The organism is Mesorhizobium sp. WSM3859, assembly GCF_002295065.1.
Classification (GTDB): domain Bacteria; phylum Pseudomonadota; class Alphaproteobacteria; order Rhizobiales; family Rhizobiaceae; genus Mesorhizobium.
Genome location: NZ_NSGG01000010.1, coordinates 1 through 26,022, shown reverse-complemented (window position 1 = coordinate 26,022; position 26,022 = coordinate 1). Strand labels below are relative to the sequence as shown.

At 63.4% G+C, this 26,022-nt stretch carries 25 protein-coding genes; 7 read left to right on the top strand and 18 right to left on the bottom strand.

The features are described 5' to 3' along the window. Positions 1–7: 7 nt before the first annotated feature. Entirely contained in the window at positions 8–382 is a 375-nt protein-coding gene (locus CK230_RS20655) for a GtrA family protein (protein WP_095818998.1), read from the top strand. Between the two features lie 223 nt (positions 383–605). Beyond that, positions 606–1,559, top strand: a complete 954-nt coding sequence (gene gshB / locus CK230_RS20650; RefSeq protein ID WP_095818997.1) for a glutathione synthase — start codon at positions 606–608, stop codon at positions 1,557–1,559. Positions 1,560–2,888: 1,329 nt separating this feature from the next. Here the strand turns inward: gshB and CK230_RS20645 are convergent. Further along, positions 2,889–3,626: a class I SAM-dependent methyltransferase gene (locus CK230_RS20645; protein WP_245429994.1), complete on the bottom strand. Its 738-nt coding sequence runs from the start codon at positions 3,624–3,626 to the stop codon at positions 2,889–2,891. 616 nt (positions 3,627–4,242) lie between these two features. Between CK230_RS20645 and CK230_RS20640 the strand changes: the two genes are divergently transcribed. Beyond that, positions 4,243–5,772, top strand: a complete 1,530-nt coding sequence (locus CK230_RS20640) for a YifB family Mg chelatase-like AAA ATPase (RefSeq protein ID WP_095818996.1) — start codon at positions 4,243–4,245, stop codon at positions 5,770–5,772. Between the two features lie 49 nt (positions 5,773–5,821). On the opposite strand, the gene CK230_RS20635 is transcribed toward CK230_RS20640, so the two are convergent. Both CK230_RS20635 and CK230_RS20630 read right to left on the bottom strand, forming a co-directional pair. Next, a complete protein-coding gene (locus CK230_RS20635) occupies positions 5,822–6,409 on the bottom strand; it encodes a TetR/AcrR family transcriptional regulator (RefSeq protein ID WP_095819170.1) in 588 nt (195 codons plus the stop codon). A 155-nt stretch (positions 6,410–6,564) separates the two neighbouring features. Next, positions 6,565–7,149 (bottom strand): DUF308 domain-containing protein, encoded by a 585-nt coding sequence (locus CK230_RS20630; RefSeq protein ID WP_095818995.1) that lies wholly within the window; start codon positions 7,147–7,149, stop codon positions 6,565–6,567. Positions 7,150–7,334: 185 nt separating this feature from the next. Here CK230_RS20630 and CK230_RS20625 point away from each other — a divergent pair, with 185 nt between their 5' ends. After that, on the top strand, positions 7,335–7,850 hold the full coding sequence (locus CK230_RS20625) for a GNAT family N-acetyltransferase (protein ID WP_095818994.1): 516 nt from the start codon (positions 7,335–7,337) through the stop codon (positions 7,848–7,850). 356 nt (positions 7,851–8,206) lie between these two features. Here CK230_RS20625 and CK230_RS20620 read toward each other — a convergent pair whose 3' ends face one another. The 14 genes from CK230_RS20620 to lepA all read right to left on the bottom strand — a co-directional run bounded on the left by CK230_RS20620 (position 8,207) and on the right by lepA (position 21,348). Next, positions 8,207–10,372: a malate synthase G gene (locus CK230_RS20620; protein ID WP_095818993.1), complete on the bottom strand. Its 2,166-nt coding sequence runs from the start codon at positions 10,370–10,372 to the stop codon at positions 8,207–8,209. Between the two features lie 252 nt (positions 10,373–10,624). After that, a complete protein-coding gene (locus tag CK230_RS20615; protein ID WP_095818992.1) occupies positions 10,625–12,646 on the bottom strand; it encodes a hydantoinase/oxoprolinase family protein in 2,022 nt (673 codons plus the stop codon). A 442-nt stretch (positions 12,647–13,088) separates the two neighbouring features. Beyond that, positions 13,089–13,715 carry a CDGSH iron-sulfur domain-containing protein gene (locus CK230_RS20605; RefSeq protein ID WP_095818991.1) on the bottom strand — a complete coding sequence of 209 codons (627 nt, stop codon included), beginning with the start codon at positions 13,713–13,715 and terminating at the stop codon, positions 13,089–13,091. Positions 13,716–13,878: 163 nt separating this feature from the next. After that, entirely contained in the window at positions 13,879–14,250 is a 372-nt protein-coding gene (locus CK230_RS20600) for an endonuclease domain-containing protein (RefSeq protein WP_095818990.1), read from the bottom strand. Positions 14,251–14,378: 128 nt separating this feature from the next. Further along, complete coding sequence (locus CK230_RS20595) at positions 14,379–14,750, bottom strand: hypothetical protein (protein WP_095818989.1); 372 nt, start codon at positions 14,748–14,750, stop codon at positions 14,379–14,381. 203 nt (positions 14,751–14,953) lie between these two features. Next, positions 14,954–15,325, bottom strand: a complete 372-nt coding sequence (locus CK230_RS20590) for a DUF559 domain-containing protein (protein ID WP_095818988.1) — start codon at positions 15,323–15,325, stop codon at positions 14,954–14,956. A gap of 124 nt (positions 15,326–15,449) precedes the next feature. Continuing rightward, the gene (locus tag CK230_RS20585) at positions 15,450–15,797 is read right to left on the bottom strand and encodes a hypothetical protein (protein WP_095818987.1); all 348 of its coding nucleotides are present in this window, start codon (positions 15,795–15,797) and stop codon (positions 15,450–15,452) included. 312 nt (positions 15,798–16,109) lie between these two features. Then, on the bottom strand, positions 16,110–16,634 hold the full coding sequence (locus tag CK230_RS20580; protein WP_095818986.1) for a hypothetical protein: 525 nt from the start codon (positions 16,632–16,634) through the stop codon (positions 16,110–16,112). Continuing rightward, positions 16,631–17,083, bottom strand: a complete 453-nt coding sequence (locus CK230_RS33160) for a hypothetical protein (RefSeq protein WP_245429993.1) — start codon at positions 17,081–17,083, stop codon at positions 16,631–16,633. Before CK230_RS33160 ends, CK230_RS20580 begins: the two co-directional genes overlap by 4 nt. A gap of 180 nt (positions 17,084–17,263) precedes the next feature. Continuing rightward, the gene (locus tag CK230_RS20570; RefSeq protein ID WP_095818985.1) at positions 17,264–17,920 is read right to left on the bottom strand and encodes a Fic family protein; all 657 of its coding nucleotides are present in this window, start codon (positions 17,918–17,920) and stop codon (positions 17,264–17,266) included. Positions 17,921–17,943: 23 nt separating this feature from the next. After that, a complete protein-coding gene (locus tag CK230_RS20565; RefSeq protein WP_095818984.1) occupies positions 17,944–18,123 on the bottom strand; it encodes a hypothetical protein in 180 nt (59 codons plus the stop codon). Between the two features lie 159 nt (positions 18,124–18,282). Further along, the gene (locus CK230_RS20560; RefSeq protein WP_095818983.1) at positions 18,283–18,987 is read right to left on the bottom strand and encodes a hypothetical protein; all 705 of its coding nucleotides are present in this window, start codon (positions 18,985–18,987) and stop codon (positions 18,283–18,285) included. Then, on the bottom strand, positions 18,984–19,508 hold the full coding sequence (locus CK230_RS20555; RefSeq protein WP_095818982.1) for a type II toxin-antitoxin system antitoxin SocA domain-containing protein: 525 nt from the start codon (positions 19,506–19,508) through the stop codon (positions 18,984–18,986). Before CK230_RS20555 ends, CK230_RS20560 begins: the two co-directional genes overlap by 4 nt. Before the next feature lie 34 nt (positions 19,509–19,542). Then, positions 19,543–21,348 (bottom strand): translation elongation factor 4, encoded by a 1,806-nt coding sequence (lepA, locus tag CK230_RS20550; RefSeq protein ID WP_095818981.1) that lies wholly within the window; start codon positions 21,346–21,348, stop codon positions 19,543–19,545. A 316-nt stretch (positions 21,349–21,664) separates the two neighbouring features. Here lepA and CK230_RS20545 point away from each other — a divergent pair, with 316 nt between their 5' ends. Further along, positions 21,665–22,825, top strand: a complete 1,161-nt coding sequence (locus tag CK230_RS20545; protein ID WP_095819168.1) for a TadE/TadG family type IV pilus assembly protein — start codon at positions 21,665–21,667, stop codon at positions 22,823–22,825. Positions 22,826–22,835: 10 nt separating this feature from the next. Here the strand turns inward: CK230_RS20545 and mbfA are convergent, their stop codons facing one another. Then, positions 22,836–23,819: an iron exporter MbfA gene (gene mbfA / locus CK230_RS20540; protein ID WP_095818980.1), complete on the bottom strand. Its 984-nt coding sequence runs from the start codon at positions 23,817–23,819 to the stop codon at positions 22,836–22,838. Positions 23,820–23,999: 180 nt separating this feature from the next. Between mbfA and CK230_RS20535 the strand changes: the two genes are divergently transcribed. Both CK230_RS20535 and CK230_RS20525 read left to right on the top strand, forming a co-directional pair. Continuing rightward, positions 24,000–24,323, top strand: a complete 324-nt coding sequence (locus tag CK230_RS20535; protein ID WP_095818979.1) for a hypothetical protein — start codon at positions 24,000–24,002, stop codon at positions 24,321–24,323. A gap of 500 nt (positions 24,324–24,823) precedes the next feature. Then, the gene (locus tag CK230_RS20525; protein ID WP_095818977.1) at positions 24,824–25,801 is read left to right on the top strand and encodes a threonine/serine dehydratase; all 978 of its coding nucleotides are present in this window, start codon (positions 24,824–24,826) and stop codon (positions 25,799–25,801) included. Positions 25,802–26,022 lie beyond the last annotated feature (221 nt).

Genomic DNA, 26,022 nt, shown 5'->3' with positions numbered 1-26,022 from the left:
TGGCATAGTGGGCCGCCTCTTCCGCTTCGCTCTTGCCGGCGGTATCGGCTTCGCCGCCGACGCGGCGGCGCTGTGGCTGCTGCTTGCCACCACGCCGCTCGGTGCGCTCGCGGCGCGCGTGCTGTCGATCGGCTTCGCGCTCTGCGTCAGCTGGCAGATCAACCGCAATATGACCTTCGCGCCGTCGAGCCGTGGCATCGCCCAGGAAGGCGCGCGCTATGGCAGCGTCGGCATCGCCACCAGCATCGTCAATTACCTGGTCTACTGCGCGCTGCTCTTTGCATTGCCGGCCCTGCCGCCGCTGGCGGCGCTCGCCATCGCCTCGATCGTCGCCATGACGCTGTCATTCGTTGGATATTCAAGGCTGGTCTTCGACCGCTGATACCGTTTGGAATTCTACTCCGGCGGCCATCTGGTGGCGTTTTCTGCGCTTCCGGTGCTCACGGACCCAAATGTTCGCTCCGCTCCGGTTCTCGAAATCACCACCATATGACTCGCCAGAGCGAGTTTCGAAACGGTCTCTGAGCGTCTGCACCAAGCGAGCACGATTGGCAGGAGCCGCCGATTTCCCTATATCGACGGCTGAGTTTCCCCGGAGAGGAAAAATGCCGCTGAAGATCGCCGTCCAGATGGACCATGTCTCCACCGTGTCGATCGCAGGCGACACCAGCTTCGCGCTGTCGCTGGAGGCGCAGCGACGCGGCCACAAGCTTTTCCACTACACACCCGACCAGCTATCGATGCGGGACGGCAAGGTGTTCGCGCGCGTCGAGGAGATGCAGGTGCGCGACGAGAAGGGCAACCACTATTCGCTGGGCGAGAAGGTGCGCACCGATCTCTCCGAGATGGACGTGGTGCTGCTCAGGCAGGATCCGCCCTTCGACATGAACTACATCACCACCACGCACATATTGGAGCGCATCCATCCGAAGACGCTGGTGGTCAACGACCCGGCCTGGGTGCGCAACAGCCCGGAAAAGATCTTCGTCACCGAATTCCCCGACCTGATGCCGGAGACGCTGATCACCAAGGATCCTCAAGAGGTGGCGGCCTTCCGCAAGGAGTTCGGCGACATCATCGTCAAGCCGCTCTACGGCAATGGCGGCGCCGGCATCTTCCATCTGCACGAGGCCGACCGCAATCTTGCCTCGCTGCTCGAGATGTTCGGCCAGCTGTTCCGCGAGCCCTATATCGTGCAGCGCTATCTCAAGGACGTGCGCAAGGGCGACAAGCGCATCATCCTGATCGACGGCGAGCCGGTGGGCGCCATCAACCGCGTGCCGGCCGAGCACGATTCGCGCTCCAACATGCATGTCGGCGGCCGCGCCGAAAAAACCGAGCTGACGGAGCGCGAGCGCGAGATCTGCGCCCGCATCGGACCGGCGCTCAGGGAACGCGGCTTCATCCTGGTCGGCATCGACGTGATCGGCGACTACATGACCGAGATCAACGTCACCTCGCCGACGGGCGTGCGCGAAGTGCAGCGTTTCGGCGGCGCGGATATCGCCAGCCTGTTCTGGGATTGCGTGGAGGGGAAGCGGCCGAAGTCGGCCGCGTGATTGCCGCATGCTGACTCTACAGCACGGGTATCGCCCTGCTACCGTATCCGAGATTGTCAGGGCAATGTTGCGTCATCGCCGCTATCTCCGGGAAGGGCACCCTTCCGCGAAGTCGCAAGCTGCTCTTCAGGCAAGTTTGCTGTCGGACGATCCGTTCATATCCTATTCGGGAATGTCTGCTACGCCCCTCGGATTGGCAAGTCATATGCCTTTCCTTCCACGCAGCCACCGTGCCTGGTTTCTCATCTCGCCGACCTGGTCCATCGAAAACAATTCCAGCGTCAAAATGATCCGGACCTATGCCGTTCTGCATAGGGTTCGGAACCCCCGTCACTCGCTAATCTTCCTATCCAACACACAAGCCGAGGCTGATCTCTTGAATCGGTCCGGTGAGGCCGCCGTCCTGCACAACAAGACTTCAGCAACCTCCGAACACATATTCAGGCCCCTCGAGGACGTCCCTGTAGAATTTGATGCAATCTACAATGCGCAACTGGCTTCGTGGAAACGCCACGACTTGTCCCTTGGCATCGAGCGTTGCGCATTTGTCTTTTATCGTGATTCAATCGGGTCATCCACGACGGAGTCGGAAAGGGCGCGAATAAATGGCACAGGGAGCTCGCGCCGGGTCACGTGTTCATCAACGAGTTTGACAGCACCGGCAAGCCTGTCCGATTGGCGCCGGCTCATGTGAACATGCATCTAAATCGTGCAGCCGTGGGAATTTGTCTCTCTGAAATGGAGGGACCAATGTTCGCCAGCACAGAATATCTTCTCGCGGGGCTACCTGTTGTCTCGACCCCGAACCGTGGTGGCCGAGACCTTTATCTGGATGGCGATTATTCGCTTACAGTTCCACCCGATCCTCGATCCATCGCGGAGGCTGTCCTAGCGCTGAAGGAGCGACGAATCCCGCGGACTTATATTCGTTCGCAAACTTTGAAACGGATTGAACGAGGCCGCCGGCGGTTCATAGACCTTGTAAATGAGATTTTTCTGGAAAGCGGGTCTTCGCGCCGGATCGCCATGCCTTGGCCTTTCCGATATCCTGTCATGGAGTGGCTTCCACCCCACATCGCAATCGATCGATCGCTTTCAGGTAGGGTCGATGCCTTCCCCACCGCTTAAAGCGCGTCGCGATCCTTCGGATTCGCTCCATGCGCTTTAGGTCTTTTATTTTACGCATATCTTTATCCCGGAACCGGTTCCCACCTTCGGGAGACATGCTTTAGACGGCAACAGCCCCGGATTGCCGGAGGGAGTGCTCGCCTTTCGACAGGTCGAGAGCACGCGGCTATTCTACCCTCGCTGCCCCATCGCCCTCCAGGATCAGGCAGGAACCCGGCCACGCACCACACGGAACAGCATCGGAAATGACCGGGGTCCGTCTGGTAGGCCAACCAGATATCCGGCACGAACATGCTGCTCGATCGAACTGCGAGCGTCATCCGAAAGTGCCATCAACATGCCTGTGACGCTGCCTGGGCCGTCGGTGAACGTGGCCCAGTAATCCGCGAAGGACTGATACTCGCAATCCACAACGACCGGAACCTCGGCAACGTCGGCGAGGCCGACCTTCCGCCACAACGCCGCCTGACCGTTGGGCCAGAATTGCGTCCGCCCCGCCCGCATGGACCTTACCTTAGCCACCTCGGCCTCAAGCACGGCGCCAATGTTGTACACGAGATCGAATGCAGGCATGCCGCCATAGAACTGAGTTACAGCCGATGCGACCACGCCCCCCGGACGCGTCACGCGCTTCATCTCTGCAACTACCTGTTCAATTTCCGGGATAACGTCCAGGGCCAGCGAGCAAACAGCCGCATCGAATACGTTGTCGTCGAACCGCATGTACCGGACATCGCCGTGTTCATATGCGATATTGGGGTGGGATCGACGAAGGCGGGCTCCTTCCAAGTATCCCTCCGACGCATCAACACCGATCACATGCGCGCCAGCCTCGGCCAATGCTTTCGTCAACACACCTGTCCCGCAGGCCACATCGAGTACGCGGTCGCCTGGAGCGACATTGACATGGGGCGAGAAATGGCCCTGCCAGTTCTTCACTCCAGCGCCCCATGAAAGCCTCGTAGACGTCGGAGTCAGTCCAATTGTATCGCAGTTGGGCAGTTTCCATGACTTGCCATTCTCCTTCAATCGGGGGACCTTAGTACGAGGATGCTGGCCACGCTTGCCGCCGGGCCATCCGGCGAATCTTGGTTACGCTTCCCGGGAAACCTGCAAACCGGCAGCGGGCCAGGCATACGGTTTCACGAGTCAAGAACAGCAACGAGTCGCCACCAGCTGACCCTGGGGGAGTACGCGTTTCCGGGAGTAGATGATCGACATTGCCGCAGTTCGCAGAGAGCCGTATCCGCCTTAGCTCTCCCCATAGCGCGCCAGCCGGTGCGCATATCGAATTCCCCCGTGGCCTCTCCAGGTCCGATTTTGCGTCCGTCGCACCTTAACCGAATGGCGCCCACCGGAAAACCGCATTCAAGTGCTCGTCGCCGAGGGCGGCGCATCGGCCTTCAGAAGGAGCCTTGGCCGAAATCCATCATCTTCGTGGATAGATGTTCCTGTAATGTTCTTGCGTGTTTTGAAAATCTATGGTTGTCTGGACTGCACGCGCTCGCGGCCCGATGGTGGATGCGGGCGCGTTGAGGCCGGGGGTGTTGGACAAATGGTGGCGCGGGTTCGCACGGTCGCTTTCCAGGGCATCGAGGCCTTGCCGGTCGATGTCCAGGTGATGGTCGGGCCGGGCAAGGTTGGCATGCAGATCGTCGGCCTGCCGGACAAGGCGGTGGCCGAGAGCCGCGAGCGCGTGCAGGCGGCGCTGCATGCATCCGGCCTGTCGATGCCGTCGAAGAAGGTGACGGTGAACCTCGCGCCGGCCGACCTGCCCAAGGAAGGCAGCCATTACGACCTGCCGATCGCGCTCGGCCTGATGGCGGCGCTGGGCGCCATCCCCGGCGATATGCTCGCCGGCTATGTGGTTCTGGGCGAATTGTCGCTCGACGGCACGATCGCCGGCGTGGCCGGCGCGCTGCCGGCGGCGATCGGCGCCAATGCCGAAGGCAAGGGCCTGATCTGCCCCTTCGCCTGCGGGCCGGAGGCGGCCTGGGCCGGCAAGGATTTCGACATATTGGCGCCGCGCAGCCTGATCGCCGTCGCCAACCATTTCCGCGGCACGCAGGTGCTGTCGCGGCCCGAAGCCGGCATCCAGCTCGCCGCGCGCGACCTGCCGGACCTCGCCGACATCAAGGGCCAGGAAAGCGCCAAGCGGGCGGTGGAGGTCGCGGCGGCAGGCGGCCACAACCTCCTGATGGTAGGACCGCCGGGCTCAGGCAAGTCGATGCTGGCGCAAAGGCTGCCCTCGATCCTGCCGCCGCTGGCGCCCAAGGAGCTGCTCGAGGTCTCGATGATCGCGTCCGTCGCCGGCGAGCTCGGCGAGGGCAAGCTCACCGACCGGCGGCCGTTCCGCGCCCCGCACCACTCGGCCTCGATGGCGGCGATGGTCGGCGGCGGCCTGAGGGTACGGCCGGGCGAGGTGTCGCTTGCCCATCATGGCGTGCTGTTCCTCGACGAGTTTCCGGAGTTCACGCCGCAGACGCTCGATGCGCTGCGCCAGCCGCTGGAGACGGGCGACTGCATGATCGCGCGCGCCAACCATCGCGTCACCTATCCGGCGCGCATCCAGCTGGTGGCGGCGATGAATCCGTGCCGCTGCGGCATGTCGGGCGAGCCCGGCTATCGCTGCCTGCGCGGCGACCGCTGCCGCACCGAATACCAGGCGCGCATCTCCGGCCCGCTGCTCGACCGCATCGACCTTCGGATAGAAGTGCCGGCGGTCTCGGCGAGCGACCTGATCCGGCCGGACAAGGCCGAGACGAGTGCTTCGGTGGCGCAGCGCGTGGCGCGGGCGCGGGCCATGCAGCGCGAACGGCTCGAAAAACTGGGCGCGGGCGCCACCACCAACGCGCACTGCCCGCCTTCGATCATCGAGGAGATCGCCAGGCCCGATGGCGCCGGCCTGACGCTGCTCAAGGACGCCAGCGAGAAGCTCGCCTTTTCGGCGCGGGCCTATCACCGGGTGCTGAAAGTGGCGCGCACGCTGGCCGACCTCGACGCCAGCGAGACCGTCGGCCGCATCCATCTCGCCGAAGCGATTTCCTATCGCATGAGTGCCGAGCGGATGGCGCAGGCGGCGTGAGTCGGAAGGCGTTCGCAGCCACGCCGGGTCCGCCCTGACCGATTTCACGTCAATCGGTTGCCGGGATCAGCTTCTGCAGGGTCGGCGCAAGGATCATGCCGAAGGTCAGGACGTCGCCATACGCCCGCGCGGAAAGCATCGCCCCGTGCACGGTCGCCATGAAGGCCTCGGCCTCGACGCGCGGCGGAGCGGCGATCGTCAATGTTCCCAGCTCGGCGCCGCGCTCGATCACGCCTGTCAGCCAGCCCGACAGAAACTGGAAATAGGCCCGCACTTCCACGGCAACTTCCGGCGGCAGGACCGGAAGCTCGCTCGCCAGCAACGCGCATACGCAAAACGGCCTGCTCGCGTCCTCGATGCACTGGGCCCAGAAGCCGGCATAGGTTCGCAGCAGCTCGGGCGGTTCAGGCACATTGCGCTCGAGCTCCGTCATGCCCGTCACTGCATCCTCGAGGTAGCGCCTCACCAGGGTCTGCACGAGATCGACCTTGCTCGGGAAATGATGATGGATGCTCGCCTTGCGGATACCGACCACCTCGGCGATATCGGCGTAGCTGAACCCGTTATAGCCGCCGGCGACGATGAAGCGTCGCGCGGCGGCCAGGATGTCATCGGCGGTGTTCGAAGGCTTGTTCATGGACATGCCTAGAGCGTTTCACCGTTTCACAGAAACGGCGAAACGCTCTATCTCCTTGTTTTGACGCAATTCCTGACGGAAGGCTCCGGCGAAGACCCCGAGCCTAACCGCGCACACTTTTCCTGGAATTGCTCTAACCTCCGGCGGAAGAAATCTCAACGCGCGGCCTGCGGCGACTTGCGAAGCATATCGCTCACCGAAAGCCACACGGCGGACACCAGGAAATAGAAGGCGCCGAAAGCGGCATAGGGCGCGACGTTGGCGATGCCGATGGCCTCGGTGCCGCCTGCCATCTTGACGAAGAAGAGACCGGCCAGCGCCGATTGGGCGCCGCTCAGGATCATCGCCCACTGGGCGCCGTTGGTCTTCCAGCGACGGGCCGCCGTCAGGAGCTGAAACACGCCGGAGAAAACGGCCCAGACGCCGTAGACCGTGAGCACCGCCTTCATGCTGTGGCCAAGCGCGATGGCGACCGCGATCGCGGTGACGATGCTGACGACGAAGTTGAGCAGTTGTGACCTGTTGGGGCCGAGCCCGCCGCTGCGCCGCGCATCGAGATAGTTCGCAAGCGCGTCCCACAGGGGATAGGCGACAAGCATGACCGCGGCGAGTGGTGGACTGTCTTTCGCGACGGTGAAGGCCAGCGCGACCCAGGCCGCCGATACGGCAAACCGCAGGTAATAGTAGCTTTTGAGCCATGCGTTTGAAGACAGGCTTTGATCATTCATTTGTGCAGACATAATGAGTTCTCTCGTTTGGATTACCTACCAACTAGTAGGTAGATGGCGGGTCGTCAAGGTGCCGGCGATCACCTCGACATCTCATTTATGTGATCGGCGCGCACTTGCTTGCCCTGGGCAAAGGCCGTTTCGCGCCCGAAGGTCGCCCGTGATACGGTGGCGCGGATCTGGTCGGGGGCATGGGGATGATTTCAGTTCTGCCGGCGCGCAGCGCCGAAGATTTCGAGACACTGGCAGGGCTCTGCCGCAGGCTCGCGCAATGGGATGTCGACGCTTCGGCACCGCATGGCGTTTCGGCCGCGGATCTGAGGGCTCTGTTCCATCCCGAAACAAGTGGCCCGCAGCTGGCCGCGCAGTTCGGCGCGCCGGATGCGATGGCGTTCATCGCAAGATCCGGAGGCCTGCCGGCGGGCTGCCTCGCCTTCGATCCGTTCGGCGAGGGCATGGTGGAACTTCACAGGTTCTTCGTCGACGCCGCTTTCCGGGGGCAAGGCATAGGCCGCGCGCTGATGGGCGCGGTTCTGGCGGAGATCGACAAAGGCCCGGCCCGCACGGTGCTGATCCACACGACCTTCTATATGGAAAGCGCGATCACCGTGTACGAGGCATTCGGCTTCAGGCCCTGCGCGCCCTTTCGCGACACCCCGGCGCATGTCAGGCACACGGATGTGTTCCTGTCGCGGGAGGTCCCGGGCGCTTGAGGGTGCCGCTGCCGGCGGCCCGCAAACCAGGCCGGGCGCGCCCCATCGCCAATCAGCTCGACATCTCATTCGTGGGCTTCGGTGTGGTTTGCAAATCGACCACACGCAGCGCCGCCCCTCATTGCCCTGCCGGGCATTTCTCCCCGTATAGTGACGGGAAGAAAGGCCCTCGCCGATGGTTTCGCCAATCTCCAGCGCCTCAGAAAGAGCGCCGAGGTTGCGGTCATCTTCCTTCTCCCCGTCACTTTACGGGGAGAAGGTGCCGGCAGGCGGATGAGGGGCGGCGCCGACCGACGAAAGAGGATCGATGCACCCAAGATGGCCGGTTTGACACGACCCGCTTCGATCCGATGCGTTCAGCCCTTCGCCTTCAGCTCCAGTCGCCGTGCATGCAGCACCGGCTCGGTATAGCCGTTAGGCTGGCTCGTGCCCTTGAACACCAGGTCGCAGGCGGCCTGAAAGGCGATCGAATTGTCGAAGTCGGGCGCCATTGGCCGGTAGAGCGGGTCTCCGACATTCTGGCGGTCGACGATCGCGGCCATGCGCTGCAGCGAATCCCTGACCTGGATTTCCGAGCACACCTTGTGGCGCAGCCAGTTGGCGATGTGCTGCGAGGAGATGCGCAGCGTGGCGCGGTCCTCCATCAGGCCGACATCGTTGATATCGGGCACTTTCGAACAGCCGACGCCCTGGTCGATCCAGCGCACGACATAGCCCAGGATGCCCTGCGCGTTGTTGTCGAGCTCGCGCTGGATCTCGTCCGGCGTCCAGTTCGGCCGCACGGCGACCGGCACCGACAATATGTCCTCGAGCTTCGCCTTCGGCCGGCTCTTCAGCGCCGCTTGGACTGCGTGCACGTCGACCTTGTGATAGTGCGTGGCGTGCAGCGTCGCCGCCGTCGGCGACGGCACCCAGGCGGTGTTGGCGCCGGCCTTGGGATGGGCGATCTTCTCAACCAGCATCGCCGCCATCAGATCCGGCATCGCCCACATGCCCTTGCCGATCTGGGCATGGCCGGCGAGCCCGCATTCCAGGCCCGTATCGACATTCCAGGCCTCGTAGGCGGAGATCCAGGCGGCCTGCTTCATGTCGCCCTTGCGGATCATCGGGCCGGCTTCCATCGAGGTGTGGATCTCGTCGCCGGTGCGGTCGAGGAAGCCGGTGTTGATGAACACCACGCGTTCCTTCGCGACGCGGATTGCTTCCTTGAGGTTGACGGTGGTGCGCCGCTCCTCGTCCATGATGCCCATCTTGATGGTGTTCTTCGCCATGCCGAGCAGCGCCTCGACGCGGTCGAAGATCTCCACCGCGAAGGCGACCTCTTCCGGCCCGTGCATCTTCGGCTTCACCACATACATCGAGCCGGCGCGGGAATTGGCGCGGCGGCCGTTCTCGCCGACATCATGCAACGCGATCAGCGCGGTGATGGCGGCATCCATGATGCCTTCCGGCACCTCATGGCCCTCGCGGTCGGTGATCGCCGGATTGGTCATCAGGTGGCCGACATTGCGCACCAGCATCAGCGAGCGCCCCGGCAGCAGAAGCTGGCCGCCATTGGGTGCGGTGTAGCGGCGGTCGGGATTGAGCTTGCGGACAAAGGTCTTGCCGCCCTTGGTGATCTCCTCGGCGAGATCGCCCTTCATCAGGCCGAACCAGTTGCGGTAGACGACGACCTTGTCCTCGGCATCGACGGCGGCGACCGAATCCTCGCAGTCCTGGATGGTGGTCAAGGCCGATTCCAGGATGACGTCGGCGATGCCGGCCGGATCGGTCCTGCCGATCTGGTTGGCGTGGTCGATCACGATCTCGATATGCAGGCCGTTCTTGACCAGGAGCACGGCTTCCGGATTCTCGGCATCGCCGCGATAGCCGGCGAACTGCTTCGGGTCGGCGAGCGTGGTGGCGCCGGCGCCCTCGCCCGCCTTCAGCGCGCCGTTCGCCACCGATAGCCCGTTGACGCCGGCCCATTTGCCGGTGGTCAGCGGCACGGACTGGTCGAGGAAATCCTTCGCCCAAGTGATGACTTTCGTGCCACGCGCGGGGTTGAAACCCTTGCCCTTCTCGGAGCCTCCCGTCTCGGGAATGGCGTCGGTGCCGTAGAGCGCGTCATAGAGCGAGCCCCAGCGGGCGTTGGCGGCGTTGAGCGCATAGCGCGCATTCATCACCGGCACGACGAGCTGCGGCCCGGCGACGACGGCGATCTCGGGATCGACATGCTCGGTCCAGACGCTGAAGGCCGGCCCTTCCGGCACCAGGTAGCCGATCTCCTTCAGGAAGTTTTTGTAGGGCTCTATGTCGATCGGCGCGCCGTTTTCGCGATACCAGCCGTCGAGCTTTTCCTGCATGGCGTCGCGCTTGGCGAGCAGCGCCCGGTTTTTCGGCGCGAGGTCGTGGACGATGACGGAAAAGCCTTGCCAGAACTTTTCCGGGTCGATGCCGGTGCCCGGCGCGGCCTCCTCGGCCACGAAGTCATGGAGCTCCCGGGCAATCCGCAACCCGGCGATCTCGATGCGGTCGGTCATCTGCACGTCTCCAGATAGGTAGGCTTGCCGGGGGCTTTGGCATGTTTGGGGGCCGAGGGTCAATTCAGCTTAGGATGTAGGGAGGCGGCGGCTTTCTCCTTCTCCCCTTGTGGGAGAAGGTGGATCGGCGCGTAGCGCCGAGACGGATGAGGGGTGTTCCAGCGGAGTGAGACGCTGGCTTTCCCTGGAGCACCCCTCATCCGTCGCCTTCGGCGACACCTTCCCCCACAAGGGGGGAAGGGGGAAGTCGCGCTACACCGCAATCCGCGGCCGTCCCGACGCCACCGCGACCACATGCGCTTCGATGAACATGCGCTGGCCCTCGATGGTCGAGACCTTGAACTCGGTGGCGATGTCGATCTCGGCGCTGTCGGTGCCGGCGTCCTTCGCACGCTCGGCGGCGATCGCCCGCACGTCCGCTTCAGCCGCCTCGATCGCCTTGGCCTCGTCGGTGAAGTCGCGCACCGTCTGGCCGGAGGCGAGGCGGAACAGGCCTTCCTTGGGCTGGCTGACGCGGGCTTCGGCCGAGACGCGCACCTGGCCGACCACGGCGCCGAGCGCGTTGGCGACGTCGGTGTCTTCCGGGACGATGCAGCCATTGCCGATCAGCGGCGGCAGGCCGGCATAATGCAGCGGCGCCGAGGCGCCGAGGCCGATGACCGGACGGTCGAGCGCGACGGTGAAGCGGGCGATGCCGGGATGGCCATCGACCGCGCGCTGCACCAGCGCGTGCGCCACGGTCGCGGCGCCGTCCAGGCCGTCCTCGGCGAAGGCGGTTTCGAGGATGTATTCGGCGGACCAGCGGGTGAGCGTGACCAGCACGCGCTCGGCGATCGCTTCCGGCGTCGCGGCGATCGCCTGGCCGCGGCCGTCGCGGCGGCGGGCGAAAAGCTCGGCGCCGAGGCGGGCGGTGGCGGCGTCCCAGTTGGCCTGCTTGCCCAGCACATGGGCGGCGTCGGACGGCGTGAAGCCTGAGATGTGGACGAGGCCGCGCGCGACCAGTCGGTTCAGCGTGGCGTTCTGCGCATTCGACGAGAGCAGCCTGTCGAGCGCCAGCGGGACAGTGCCGATCGCCTCGTAAAGCTTCGCTTCCGGCGCGGTCAGGCCGGCGGCGAGCCGATCCGGCACGCCGGTGCGCAGGGCAAAGCGCCCGTCCATGCGGCCGGGATTCGGCGCGCGCAGCTGGCGCTCCAGCTCCGACGTCACCGCCTCGCCATGCACCATGCCCGCCAGCGCCAGCGGCACAAGTCGGCGCGGCCCGAGCAGGATTTTTGGATCGAGCGCGCCGTCCTCCAGCGCCACTTCCGAGTCGCCGCCAAGGCCGAAGGTGCGCATGGCGACCGCCTCGACCATGGTGCGGAAGCCGCCGACGGTCGCGCCTTCCGGATCGAGGCGCGGGCGGCCGCCATCGAGCACGGCGACGTCGGTCGTGGTGCCGCCGATATCGGACACCATGGCGTCGTCCAGCCCGGTCATGTGGCGGGCGCCGACAAGTGAGGCAGCCGGGCCGGACAGGATGGTCTCGATCGGCCGCTGGCGGGCGAAGGCCGCCGACACCAGCGCGCCGTCGCCGCGCACCACCATCAGGGGCGCCGCGATGCCGCGCTTAGTGAGAAACCCTTCGGTCGCGGCGACCAGCCGGTCGATCATCGAGATCAGCCTTGCGTTGAGCAGCGTTGTCAGCGCGCGGCGCGGACCGCCGAGCTTGGCCGAAAGCTCGTGGCTGGCGGTGACGGGCAGGCCCGTGATGTCGCGAATGAGGTTCCGCGCGCTTAGCTCATGCGCCGGGTTGCGGGTGGCGAAATAGGCGCAGACGGCGAAGCCCGACACCGAGCCCCCCAGTTCCGGCAGCGCCGCCTTGAGCCCGGACAGGTCGAGCTTGGCGGCATTGCCGTGCACGTCATGGCCGCCGGGGCAGAACACCACCGGGTCGGTGCCGAGCGCCGTCTTCAGCCCGTCGCGGGCAAGGTCTGCCTCGGAAAAGCCGATCATGACCAGCGCCACGCGTCCGCCCTGGCCCTCGACCAGCGCGTTGGTGGCCAAAGTCGTCGACATCGAGACGAGCTTGATGGCGGCCGGGTCGGTGCCGGATTCCTGAAGCACCGCGTCGACGGCGCCGGAAATGCCGACGGCGAGATCGTGGCGCGTCGTCAGCGACTTCGCCTTGGCCAGAACTTTTCCCTTAGGCCCGCCCTCCTCCGACCACAGCACCGCATCGGTGTAGGTGCCGCCGGTGTCGATGCCGAGGAAGAGGGGGTGAGGCTTGGCGGTCATGAGTGGGCAGTCCGGGGTCAAGGGCTTTGTCGCGAAGCCCTTAGCCGATACGGGCTGGCGGATAAAGAAGAGAGGGGTGGGCCAAGGGGCGCAAGTTCCTCGCCCCACGAAGTGACACGAAGTGGGGAGAGGTGGCTCGGCAAAGCCGAGACGGAGAGGGGAGCGCCCTACGAAGGCCCCCTCTCCGTCCGCTTCGCGGACACCTCGCCCCCGCCTCTGGCGGGGGCGAGGAACCCAAGTTGTGAGACGTCGGCGCGAGGCCCCCCTCTCTGGCCTGCCGGCCATCTCCCCCTCAAGGGGGGAGATCAGATGTCGCCGCCGCTTTCGCCAATCGCCAACGTTGCAAGGAGAGTGCCGGCGCCGAAGCTGCCAATCTCCCCCCTTGAGGGGGAGATGCCCGGCAGGGCAGAGAGGGGGGCCTCGCGCCGGCCTTCGCAACTAACTACCCCACAAACCCCACCCTTTTATGGCTCCCGTCACAAAACGGCTTGTTCGCCGAATGCCCGCAGCGGCAGAGGAATACCTTGGTGGTGCGCGCGATGGTATGCCCCGTGCCGGTGACGAGCTCGGCATTGCCTTCGACCTTGAGCGGGCCGTTGACGGTGGGCGTCACCGTCAGCGGGCCATCCCGCGCCTCCAGCACCTGCGCTTCCTTCAGCGGCGGCTCGCCGGTGGCGGAAAAACCGGCCTTGATGTGGCTGTTGTCGCAGAACGGCTTGTTCTGCGAGGCGCCGCAGCGGCAGAGCGTGGCGCGGAAGAACGTCTCGTCACCCAGCACGATCTCGGCATGCACCGCCAGCGGGCCGTTTTCGCGGACGCGCACCGTGTTGACCACCGGCGGCTTTTCCTGCGGCCCGCCATCCTTGCGATGATAGGTGATCGCGCCCGATGGGCAGTTCTGCGCCAGCGCCACCACCTGCTCGACACTGGCCGCCTCCGGATGGATCCACTCGCCCGGCGCATTGGGCACGAAGACATGCGGGTTGCCGAGCACGCAATTGCGCGAATGGATGCAGCGCTTGCCTCTGAAGGAAACGTCGATCTTCTCGCCTTCGACCGTGCCTGCCATTTGGGTGGGTCTCCTGTTGGGGTGGAGACAAGGCTTAGGGCGCAGGTGCGAGGGGCGTCAAGCGACAAGCTCCCCCTTCTCCCCTTGTGGGAGAAGGTGGCTCGGCGCGCAGCGCCGAGACGGATGAGGGGTGCTCCAGCTTGGCCAAAGCGCCTGAGCCTCGCTACCGCCAGGGCTGCAGACTCTCGTCCCGCACATAAGCGATAATGGTGTCGCAGACCGCATCCAGTTCTCTCAGGATGTCGTCATTCCAGAACCGCAGCACGCGAAATCCCCTGGCCTTCAATTCCGCATCGCGCTCCTGGTCATGGCGCGACTCCGCATGCTGGCTGCCATCGATTTCAACAATGAGCCGAGCCTCGGCGCAGACGAAATCCGCGACGAACCTGCCTATCGGCACCTGCCGCTTGAACTTGATATTGTCGAGTCGCCGGCCGCGCAGTTCGTGCCACAGGCGGTCTTCCGCCTCTGTCGGCTCACGGCGCATCGACCGGGCGAATTTGCGTTTGGCCGGGGTGACGGGTTGATGCGGCATGGCGCGAGATTAGCCAATGTTGTGGACTTGAACAGCCGGCGTCTCACTCCGCTGGAACACCCCTCATCCGTCTCGGCGCTATCGCGCCGATCCACCTTCTCCCACAAGGGGAGAAGGGGAAGAGGCGCTCACTCCTCCAGGTCGATCTCCTCCGTTTGCCCGCCGCTGCAGGTGTAGCAGCAGTCCTCGCAGGTTTCCTGGTTGTTGGGGCCGACGCCCCAATAGGTGCTTTCATCGCCGTCGACCCAGGCGCCGTAGCAGATCTTCTCGCCCTCGTTGCAGGAGATCGGCAATTGCTTGGTCTCGCCGTCATCGAGATAGAAATCCTTGCCGTCGCCCGGCCAGACATAGTCGCGGTCCTGGCTGTAGAGTTCGACGCGCATGGCGTTGGGATGGCTGTTCTTGATCTGGAAGGTGACGTCGCCGGCACGGGCGGCGGGCGCGATGAGGACGGCAAGCGAAAGCGCAGCGGCAACGCGGCGCGCGGAAAGAATGGACATGAGAACCCCCGAGATAGAATCGGCCCCCACGGCCGATGGGTGGATGATGGCATGGCGTGGGGCGATGCCAAGGGGTGGGGAGGAAAATAGCTGAGGGAATTTGGCGCGACTTCCCCTTCCCCCCCTGTTGGAGAAGGTGGCTCGGCGCGCAGCGCCGAGACGGATGAGGGGTGCTCCAGCTTGGCAAAGAAGCCGATGCACCACTACCGCCAAGGCTGCAGACTCTCGTCCCGCACATAAGCGATAATCGTATCGCACACCGCATCCAGTTCCTTCAGCACATCATCGTTCCAGAACCGCAGCACGCGAAAGCCCCTCACCTTCAATGCGGCGTCGCGCTCCTGGTCATGGCGCGACTCCGCATGCTGGCTGCCGTCGATTTCGACGATGAGTTTTGCCTCGGCACAGAGGAAGTCCGCCACAAAACGACCAATCGGCACCTGCCGCTTGAACTTGATATTTTCGAGTCGCCGGCCGCGCAATTCTTGCCACAAGCGGTCTTCCGCTTCTGTCGGCTCACGGCGCATAGACCGGGCGAAATTGCGTTTGGCCGGGGTTACGGGTTGGTGCGGCATGGTGGAAGATTAGCCAATGTGGTGGACTTGAACATCCGGCGTCGCACTCCGCTGGAGCACCCCTCATCCGTCTCGGCGCTTCGCGCCGATCCACCTTCTCCCACAAGGGGAGAAGGGAAGAGCCCTACTCCGCCAGGTCCACCGTCTCGGTCGAATGCTCGGTGCAGATGAAGCAGCAGGTGTCGCAGGGCTGGTCGTTGTCGGGGCCGACGCCGGCGGAGACCTGGTCGTCGCCCTCCACCCAGGCGCCCCAGCAGATATGCTCGCCGGGCTCGCAGGAGATCGGCACGGATTTTCGCGTCTTCGGCCGGATGAGAAAGACCTTGTCGCCGCCCGGCCAGACTTTCTGGCTGTCGCGGCTGAACAGCTCCAGCGCGACGCCGTCGGAACGCTGGTTGCGCACGAAGACGGACATGTCGGCGGCGAAGGCTGGCGTGGCGAGGAGAAGGAAGGCGAGCAGAGCGCGAATCATGGCGAGTGTCCCCGACGGGAGTAGAGCATGGGTGGAGGCGAGGCGCGACCTCCCCTTCCCCCTTGTGGGGGTTGAGGAGCGGTCCGCGTAGCGGACGGGAAGCCAATTGCTTGGCTTTCCGAGCGACGAAAGCGCTGAGCCTGCGAAGGGCCGGGCGGTGGATCGGCGCGCAGCGCCGAGACGGATGAGGGGTGCTCCAGCTTGGCAAGGGCGTTCGCTACAGATGTGTGCATCGCCAACGCTCACTCCGCTGGGACACCCCTCATCCGACCGCTTCGCGGCCACCTTCCCCCACAAGGGGGGAAGGAAGAATCAGCGCCTTACCACCGCATGCGGCGCAAATTTCTTCACCGCATCCACAAGGTCTTGGCCGCGCACGTCGAGCGAGGAGATCTCCATATGCACGGTGTTCCTGCCGAAGGGCATCAGGCCGAAGGCGTTGGCGGAGGAATATTTGATCGCGTCGGGCGGCTCCCCGGTGAGCTCGAAATTGAGCATCGCCGCGCCCTTGCCGCCGGCGGCAAGGCGCACGCTCCGCACCTTGCTCCACGGCACCAGCACGTCGCCGGCGCGGCTATCGCGGAAACCGCGCTGGTCAAGGATCACCTTGACCGAAGTGTCGAAGGCGCCGCGGGCGATGAAGGCGCCGAGCGCGAGACAGGCGGCGCCGAGCAGCGTGATCCACAGCACATGCCCGCCATCCGCGCCCGAGGCCACGCCCTGCAGCGCGCCGAAACCGAAGACGCCGCCGATCAGGAACGGTCCGAGCGCCGGAAAAATCTTTCCCGACGGGCTGTTGCGGAGTTCGAGCGGCGCGGCCATGGCCTTGGCACTCAACGCTCCGCTTTCAGCAGAGTCCAGATCCAGCCGATGAAGGTAAGCACCAGGAACGGATAGCCGAGCGCCGGCAGCGGCGACGAGGTGGGCAGCAGCGGCGCGCCCCAAAGGATCATCAGGACCGAGACGGTGAAGAGCGCGGCGGCGACGAAAGCCGTGAGCCGCATCCACAGCGCGAAAGTGGCCTGCGCGCTGACCATCACCAGCCCCGCCGCCCAGAGCGCAATGCCGCCGGCATAGGAAGGCACGCTCGCCTGCAACCCCGCCGCATTGCCGGCCAGAAGCAGGCTTTCGCCGGCAAGGAAGGTGAGGAAGCCGGCCGCGACGAGATCATTGCCGAGCCGCTGGTATTTCATGGTGAGGAGTGCCGCCGCGACGACGACGCCCACGCCGTCGATGGTCCACAGCGTCTCGCGCAGCGCATCGCTGCCAACGAACGTGCCCGCCATGCCCAACGCCGCCGATGGCGAGACCGATCGCGGAGATAGTGTCTGAGGTGGAGCGCATGTGGTGTCTCCCCAAGCCGGGGAGCAGGATACAACGAGGTGGGGCGGCCCAAAAGGCCAAACAGGGAGCCCGAAAAGCGGAAGGCAGAGGGACAGTCCAAAGGAGACTGCGAACCAGCGACTCTAAGCTCGGCCGCCGGCTTTCTCATAGGCGTTTGTTAGTTGACGCGCCAGCATTCCAGACAGCAATTCCTCCATACGAGAAAGATCAATACGCCCTTCCTTGGATGCAGCATCGGCTTCGTCCAGCGCATCGAAGTATGGATTTCTATTCTCTACGATTTGTTCCGGAATAGTTGGTGTTCCTGGAAACACGGTCTCCGCTTTGATACATAATACGACGTAAGACAGTATGCGCGATGTCCTGCCGTTTCCATCCGCGAAAGGGTGCACCCAATTAAGCCGCCACATTATGTAGGCCGCCAGATGGATAGCCGTTGCTTTCTCCCAATTTTCGTTCACGTAGTCACAGAGATCTTCAATCAATTCTGGAACGAGATGCGCTTCGGCTGGCTTGTGCTTGCTGCCAACTATTTCTACACCCGCTGGCCGAAAATTGCCTGCGTAGGCACTGATGCCTGCTAATGCCTCTCGCTGCAGAGCAAGGATCAAGGAGGGCCTAAGCTTGAAGTTGCCACGCTCTAACGCCTGATGAACGGTCTGAATGCCATAGTCATACTGCTTTAGGCCGTTTCTTGCCTCCGCCTCTGCCTTAAGCTCCGGATCTGATATTAGATCAGCTTCAAAAGCCCTGCTGTGGCGTTGAACGGAATCAGTCACAATAAATTACCTTTGGCCGCTAACTACCTTTTTAGGTTCTTGCTCAAAAGCTCGGCCTGCTTATCGATCATCTCACGAGTTATCCTCTCGTTTTCAAACTTCGTGTTTCCATAAGCAAAGCTTCGGCGTTGCTGTTCCTTGTCGGTCTTTGACTGATCAAGCGTTTTGGTGGCTTCAATCAGTTTTTTCAGTGCCTCAGTCATAGATACCTCCTGCGCCTATCGCCCAACTGGCAAACGCAAATCACTCTGGCAAGCATGCGCGATGCCCGCCGGATTTGCCAATGAAATTGTTATGAAGGCCGTTGCGCGTCTCGCACGGCGAGACAAACTCATTCGACCGAGTGAGAGGGGCCTTGCCTCTCAATCAAACAGTGGCAGTTCCGCATCTCGAAGTGGTCTGATCCGTTTCACTTTCAGATCGCGCTTTTCAATCTCATCCATGGCGGACGCCACTATGCCGAGTTGATCTCTAAGCCGCTCCTCTGACCACATGTCCAAACTCGCCGAAGAATACGTCTTACGATTTCGTGAGCCACCCTCTTCGTCCGACGAGCAGTCAACGTATTCGACGTCGCAGGTTTCGCCATAAAACTCTTGCTCCAGGAGAAACCTCCTGTGCACCGTAAGCATACCGCAGTAGACATCTTCCGAAAGCAAGAAAGATTTTCTGTATTGAAGAAAATAAAGCTTAACAACGCCACCCTCAGTGAAGAAGAATGGTATTCTATACGTTGCGAACCTATCCCGAGCGAAAGGAAAGCGGCGGCCGTTTAGATCGAAAACTTGAGTCTTTCGACCAAACGCCAAAGGGCTTGCGAGAGCGATAACATCCTGATTGGGCTTGTAGCCGACACGCTCTTGGACAGAGAGGGGCGCGGCCAAAAGTTGCTCTATCCGATGAAGCCCTTTGTATGCTTTCCGTACAGCCTTCACAGCGCGCAAATAGTTGAATTTGCCGCCATCTATCGGGTTGTAAAACTCTAGCAGCGACCGCACTGCAGTCTGTACGTTCGTAGTGTCGGCTCGCAGGATTTCGACAAGCGGGGGATTGGTAAGGGGAATCATGTGTTCGCTCCTTGTTCTCCCGAACGATAGAGCCTTCCTCCGGTTTTTTCAAACCATTCAAGAATCAGTTTGTCAGGGATCAACATGCCCGGGACCGCGTTCTTTTCAGCGGCATTCCACACGATATCCCAAGGCGTGCCTTTCTCGTGTGTTAGATCTGATAGCTTGTATGGGTGGAACTCAGAATAATAGGCGAATACGTTCTCCAGAAATACGAGTCGGTCTCCGTAAATTGCGGCTTTCGCTTCTATAAAAGCGCCAGTCGAAACATCCAACTTCTGCAAGCGTTCTGTGATCGGCCCCGCTCCAAATCGCTTGATTTGATCATAAACGACCCTATTGACGGGGCCATGCTTCCAGGCTTCGAACTTCTGGCCTACCAGCGGCTCCTTATATTTTGCCAGATGCCAGGCGTGCGCGAAGTAGAGAATCTTCAGCAACGCCATAGACGTCAGGCGATGGCCTTTGACTTCAGCCATATCCAGAAAGACGTTGGCGATTTCGCGGGCGTCGTAGCTCATTTCACCCAGAACATAACAGGAACACGTTTCTCTCTCAATCCCCCATCTTCAGCGCCTGGATAAACGCCTCCTGCGGGATATCCACCTTGCCGAACTGCCGCATCCGCTTCTTGCCCTCTTTCTGCTTGTCGAGCAGCTTGCGCTTGCGGGTCACGTCGCCGCCGTAGCATTTGGCGGTGACGTCCTTGCGCAGCGCCGAGATGGTTTCGCGAGCGATGACCTTGCCGCCGATCGCGGCCTGGATCGGGATCTTGAACAGATGGTGCGGGATCAGCTCCTTCAGCTTCTCGCACATGGCGCGGCCGCGCTTTTCGGCTGCCGTGCGGTGCACCAGCATGGAGAGCGCGTCGACCGGCTCCTCGTTGACCAGGATCGACATCTTCACCAGGTCGCCCTCGCGATAGTCGGTCAAATGATAGTCGAAGGAGGCGTAGCCCTTGGAGATCGACTTCAGGCGATCGTAGAAATCGAAGACGACCTCGTTGAGCGGCAGGTCGTAGGTGAGCATGGCGCGTTTTCCCACGTAGGAAAGATCGGCCTGGATGCCGCGCCTGTCCTGGCAGAGTTTTAGGATGCCGCCGAGATAGTCGTCAGGGGTGAGGATGGTGGCGCGGATCCACGGCTCCTCGATCGCCGAGATTTTCACCACGTCGGGCATGTCGGCCGGGTTGTGCAGTTCCTTCACCGTGCCGTCGTTCAGGAGCAGCCGGTAGACGACGGAAGGCGCGGTGGCGATGAGGTCGAGGTTGAACTCGCGCTCCAGCCGCTCCTGGATGATCTCCAGATGCAACAGGCCGAGGAAGCCGCAGCGATAGCCGAAGCCGAGCGCGGCGGAGGTTTCCATTTCATAGGAGAAGGACGCGTCGTTGAGGCGAAGCTTGCCGACGGCGGCGCGCAGATCCTCGAAATCGGCGGCGTCGACCGGGAACAGGCCGCAGAACACCACCGGCTGCGCCGGCTTGAAGCCGGGCAGCGCCTTTTGCGTCGGGCGGCGGTCCTCGGTGATGGTATCGCCGACGCGGGTGTCGGCCACTTCCTTGATCGAGCCGGTGAAGAAGCCGAACTCGCCGGGGCCGAGCTCGTCGACATTGACGCGGGCCGGCTTGAACACGCCGGTACGCTCGACGAGATATTTCGCGCCGGTGCCCATCATGCGGATGGTCTGGCCCTTCTTCATCACGCCGTCGATGATGCGGACCAGCACGATGACGCCGAGATAGGCGTCGTACCAGGAGTCGACCAGCATCGCCTTCAAGGGCGCCGCGATGTCGCCCTCGCGCGGCGGCGGCAGCTGGTGGACGATCGCCTCCAGCACGTCCGGCACGCCAAGGCCGGTCTTGGCCGAGATCAGCACGGCATTGGAGGCGTCGAGGCCGATCACCTCCTCCACCTGCTCGCGGATGCGCTCGGGCTCGGCCGCCGGCAGGTCGACCTTGTTCAGCACCACGACGATCTCGTGGTTGTTGTCGATGGCCTGGTAGACGTTCGCCAGCGTCTGCGCCTCGACGCCCTGGCTGGCGTCGACCACCAAGAGCGAGCCCTCGCAGGCGGCGAGCGAACGCGACACCTCATAGGCGAAGTCGACATGGCCGGGGGTGTCGATGAGGTTCAGCACATAGTCCTCGCCGTTCCTGGCGCGGTAGTTGAGCCTCACGGTCTGGGCCTTGATGGTGATGCCGCGCTCGCGCTCGATATCCATCGAGTCCAGCACCTGCTCCTTCATGTCGCGCTCCTCCAGCGCGCCGGTGAGCTGGATCAGCCGGTCGGCAAGCGTGGATTTGCCATGGTCGATATGGGCGACGATGGAGAAATTGCGGATGTGGTCGAGGGGCGTCGTCATGCGGCGCGCTTTAGCAGGGGCGGGGTTGAGGGGCAAGCGTAGCCTCTTTTCCTTCTCCCCTTGTGGGAGAAGGTGGCTCGGCGCGCCAGCGCCGAGACGGATGAGGGGTGTTCCAGCGGAGTGAGAGGTCTGCATTCCCTGGAGCACCCCTCATCCGGCCGCTGCGCGGCCACCTTCCCCCACAAGGGGGGAAGGGAAGATGGCGCCCCGCTCCCAAAACATTCAAATGCGCTTAAACATTCGTGCACCGCTTTAGGGCATGCTCCGCGCCCGGATGGTAAACCGGCTCGATGCCGCGATGATGAAGGCCTTAAGCATGCCCAGTTCAGTCCGAAAGTTCAGCCCGGCCGGGGTGGCCGGAGCGGCGAGGCGCTTCCTCGCCAGCCGCGACGGCTCGATCATGCCGATGATGGTACTGCTGACGATCCCGCTGGTGACGGCAGTCGGCTTTTCGGTCGACTACACCTCGGCGGTGACGACCCGCAGCGACATGCAGAACGCGCTCGACGCCGCGATCATCTCGATCACCACGCTGCCCACCACCACGGCTTTTGCCGACCGGCAGACGTCGCTGCAACAGGCCTATGTGGCCAATAGCGGGCAAGGCACGGCGACGCTCACCAGCGTCAATGTCGCCGCCGACGGCTCGGCGACCTTCGGCGCCACGGCCAGCTATCCGATGCCGACCAACTTCATGCAGATCGCCCGCATCAACACGGTGCAGGTCGGCGTCGCCTCCGCGGTGCGCAAGACGCCGGCACTGGTGCAGTCCACCTTCAAGGTGACGAAGGTGTCAGGCTACTGGAACAAGACCATGTATCTCTACGGCAACAAGTTCGCCCAGGCGAGCGCCCAGAACCTGATGAAGATCGACTACACCTACGTTCCCTTCAACTATACCTACAAGGTGGGCAACACCAGCTATACGGTGAGCGAGCCGAAGGGCTACGGAACCACCACCGTCTCCACGGTGAACGGCAGCACGCAGACGCAGGTCCAGCGGCAGACATGCAACACGACCGGCTCGACCAGCGCTTTCAGCAACCCGCCGGCCGGATCTATCCCCGGCAGCACCTATGACAAGAGAACCGGCAAGACGATCTACTTCAACACCACCTGCACCAGCACGTTCAGTCCCGCCAATAGCGCCGGCGCTGTGATCGACGTCAGCCAGATGGACCAGCTCTATCTCGAGATGGATGTGCCGTCAGGCAATCCGAAGGTGCTGAAGTCGAACGATCCCTCCACCTCGAACCGGCTCTATATCGGCGCCAGCGACACCAACATGCCGGAGGTGGCGACCGGCCAGACCGTCAACATCTTCACCGCGGTGCCCTGCGGCCAGACCGGCTACCAGGCCTGGGAAGACGGCGGCAACCCGGTGCCCGCCGATGTCAGCAACGCCGACTTCTTCTACACTACCACCGGCAAGTGCGACTATAACCAGCGCCCGTCGCAAACCGTGCTGACGCAGTAGGACGCGGCGCCTACGCGTTCCCGATCAGCACCCCCGCCCCGAACACCAGCGCGCCGCCCAGCACCACCTGGAAGGCGGCGCGCCAGAACGGCGTCTGCATGTAGCGGTTCTGGATGAAGGCGATCGCCCAGAGCTCGAAAAACACAACCACCGCGGCGACGATCGTGGCCGTCCAGAAATGGGGGATGAGGTAGGGCAGCGCGTGGCCGAGCCCGCCCAGCGTCGTCATGATGCCGACGGTCAAGCCGCGCTTGATCGGCGAACCGCGCCCCGAAAGCTTGCCGTCGTCGGAGGCCACTTCGGTGAAGCCCATCGAGATGCCGGCGCCGATCGAGGCGGCGAGGCCGACAAGGAAAGTCTGGAATGTCGCATGGGTTGCGAAAGCGGCAGCGAAGATCGGCGCCAGCGTCGAGACCGAGCCGTCCATCAGTCCGGCCAGCCCCGGCTGAACATAGGTGAGGATGAACTGGCGCTGCTCGGCGCTCGCTTCCTCGGCCTTGACCTCGCCCGGAACATGCTCCTGCTCCAGTTCATGCGCCGAACTCTCATGGCCTTGCTCGGCCAAAGCGAGATCGTCGAGCAATTTGCGCGTCGAGGCGTCGGTGGTGCGCTTGGCGGCCTCGACATAGAAGCGGTAGGCCTGCCGCTCCATATCCTCGGCCTGCCGGCGCACATGCTCGATGCCGAGCGGCCGCACCAGCCAGTCCGGCTTGCGCTCGTAATAGCCCCTCACATGCTCGCGCCGGATCAACGGAATGCGGTCGCCGAAGCGCTTGCGGTGAAGCTCGATCAGCGAGTCGCGATGGCCGTCCTCCTCCTCGGCCATCGCCTCGAACACCTTGGCCGATTGCGGAAAGTCCTGCGCCAGGCCATCGGCATAGGCGCGGTAGATGCGCCCGTCATCCTCCTCGGAGGAGATCGCCAGCGCCAGGATTTCCTGCTCCGACAGCGAATCGAAGGAACGGCGGCCGAAGCCGAAAACACGGGAAAGCATGATGGGATCACTCTAGTTTAGAATAATTCTAAACTATGGTTTCAAGCGCCCAACGTCAATTGCGAACGCCACGGGCCGCGCGCGAAAATGGATGACCGGGCGTGATCGGACCGGCCCTTCATTATTGCCGAATGTTAGCCTATATAGACGCGACAGCCGAAATCGAAGGAGACCAACGCAATGACGGAGAAGAAACCGCCGCACGCATTCGACGCCAAACCGGTGCTCGATCTCATCGCCAGCATCGAGGCCGACCTGCAGCGCCTGAAGGGCCTGGTCGAAGAACAGCTCGAGAAATTCGATCCGGCCAACCCGCACAACAAGACGCCGGACGGCAAGCTGACCGAGGAAGGCGCTGAGTGCTGCTACCGCATGTTCGACGAAGGCAAGTCGCGCTACACGGTTTCCCAGCAGATGAAGATATCCTTCGCCGCCGCCACCCACCGTTTCAACACCTGGCGCAACCTCGGCGGCAAGAAGCGGGCACCGACGCTGCTGGGGTAGGGGGCGGTTCGTTGGAGGATCAGAGGAGGTTCTCACGGCAAAATCGCTAGCATGGCCTTTGCTGCGAATGGCGCCGGCGCGGAAGCTGCCAATCTCCCCCCTTGCGGGGGAGATGTCCGGCAGGACAGAGGGGGGTGTGAAGGAACGCCAGCCTTTCCGGAAAACCTGGAGGAGCCAGCAACTTGCAAGCGTGCTGAGCATTGAACGGCTGATATGTCGGCGGGACAGCACCCCTCTCTGGCCTGCCGGCCATCTCCCCCACGAGGGGGGAGATTAGCTGTTTCGGCGCCCGCCCATTCTTGCGACCTGGGAGATTGGCGAAAGCCGGCGTGACGTCTGATCTCCCCCCATGTGGGGGAGATGTCCGGCAGGACAGAGGGGGGCGCGAAGGAACGCCAACTTCCAAAACTGCCAACCAACCTTGTCTCCATCACATTTTTTCGTTCGCGCGCCGCCTCGGTTTGCGTGCACATAGACGCGCTCAGATCACGAGGCACACCATGACCACCCTGCCCGGCATCTCCGACATCCGCGCCGCCGCCGCGCGGCTTTCCGGCCTGATCGTCGAAACGCCGCTGATCGAATCGCCCGAGCTCAACAAGCGCCATGGCGTGCGCATCCTGTTCAAGCCGGAGACGCTGCAGCGCACCGGTTCCTTCAAGATCCGCGGCGCCTATAACAAATTGTCGTCGCTCAGCGAGGAAGAGCGCAGCCGCGGCGTCGTCGCCTTCTCCTCCGGCAACCATGCGCAGGGGGTGGCGGCGTCGGCCGCGATATTCGGCGTCAAGGCGGTGATCGCCATGCCGGCCGACGCGCCGGCGATGAAAATCGGCAATGTCCGCAGGATGGGCGCCGAGGTGGTGCCGTTCGACCGCTTCAAGGATGACCGCATGACGGTCGTGCGCCCCTATATCGAACAGGGCATGGCGCTGGTGCCGCCCTTCGACGATCCGGCCATCATCGCTGGCCAGGGCACGATCGGGCTGGAATTGATGCGGCAGGCGAAGGCGCTGGGCGTGACGCTCGACGCCGTCGTCGTGCCTTGCGGCGGCGGCGGCCTGTCGAGCGGCATTTCCGTCGCGGTCAAGGACGCCTCGCCGAACACCCAAGTCTGGGCGGTCGAGCCGGAGCACTTCGACGACACGCGCCGCTCGCTGGCCAAGGGCGAAAGGGTCGCGAACGAACCCGGCCACAGCTCGATCTGCGACGCGATCCTCACCGCGGAGCCGGGCCTGATCACCTTCGAGATCAACCGCCGCAATCTCGCCGGCGCCATAGCCGTCTCCGACGAGGCCGTCGCCCAGGCGATGCGCGACGCCATGGCCCATCTCAAGCTGGTGGTCGAACCGGGCGGCTGCGTCGCCCTTGCCGCGCTCTCCTCCGGCGAGATCGACCTCGCCGGCAAAACTGTTGCCGTCGTGCTGTCCGGCGGCAATGTCGATTTCAGCACCTATGCGGAGATTATGGCGGCGGCGTAGGAGCGCTCTGCACAATAAGCGCCGAGATCCGTCACACCCCCCTCTGTCCTGCCGGACATCTCCCCCGCAAGGGGGGAGATCAGCTATCGCCGCCGCTTTCGCCAGTCACTAACGTCGTAGGATGAGGGCGGCGCCGAAACTGCTAATCTCCCCCTTGAGGGCATATGCGCTAAGATAGCTTTGGCATGGCTTGAAACTTGCGTTTTCGTGGTGGCTCGCGC